1 rRNA gene is annotated in these 1,062 nt (G+C 57.7%); it reads left to right on the forward strand.

The features are described from left to right. Positions 1–1,062 (forward strand): 23S ribosomal RNA (locus AB0N05_RS38865); the annotation flags it as partial.

Below are 1,062 nucleotides of genomic sequence, written 5' to 3' on the forward strand. Positions count from 1 at the left end.
TGTGGGGTGATGGCGTGCCTTTTGAAGAATGAGCCTGCGAGTCATCGGTGTGTGGCGAGGTTAACCCGTGTGGGGGAGCCGTAGCGAAAGCGAGTCCGAATAGGGCGCCCTTCAGTCGCACACTATGGACCCGAAGCGGAGTGATCTACCCATGGCCAGGGTGAAGCGACGGTAAGACGTCGTGGAGGCCCGAACCCACTTAGGTTGAAAACTGAGGGGATGAGCTGTGGGTAGGGGTGAAAGGCCAATCAAACTCCGTGATAGCTGGTTCTCCCCGAAATGCATTTAGGTGCAGCGTCACGTGTTTCACACCGGAGGTAGAGCTACTGGATGGCCTAGGGGGCCCACAAGCTTACCGAAGTCAGCCAAACTCCGAATGCCGGTGTGTGAGAGCGTGGCAGTGAGACTGCGGGGGATAAGCTTCGTAGTCGAGAGGGAAACAGCCCAGATCGCCGGCTAAGGCCCCTAAGCGTGTACTAAGTGGAAAAGGATGTGGGGTCGCGAAGACAACCAGGAGGTTGGCTTAGAAGCAGCCACCCTTGAAAGAGTGCGTAATAGCTCACTGGTCAAGTGATCCTGCGCCGACAATGTAGCGGGGCTCAAGTACACCGCCGAAGCCGCGGCATTCACACATTAACCTGCTTTCGAGCCAGGTGTGTGGATGGGTAGGGGAGCGTCGTATGGCCAGGGAAGCGGCGGAGTGATCCAGCCGTGGAGGCCATGCGAGTGAGAATGCAGGCATGAGTAGCGAAAGACGAGTGAGAAACTCGTCCGCCGAATGACCAAGGGTTCCTGGGCCAGGTTAATCCGCCCAGGGTGAGTCGGGACCTAAGGCGAGGCCGACAGGCGTAGTCGATGGACAACGGGTTGATATTCCCGTACCCGTGTATCCGCGCCCAATGGCGAATCAGTTGTGCTAACCGTCCAAATGTTTCCTTATCGAACCTTCGGGTGAGAGGGGGAACGGCTGCACGGGACCCTGATTGTAGTAGTCAAGCGATGGGGTGACGCAGGAAGGTAGCTGGGCCAGGTGATGGAATACCTGGTGTAAGCCTGTAGGGC

This window comes from Nocardia sp. NPDC051030 (assembly GCF_040683015.1).
Classification (GTDB): Bacteria; Actinomycetota; Actinomycetes; order Mycobacteriales; family Mycobacteriaceae; genus Nocardia.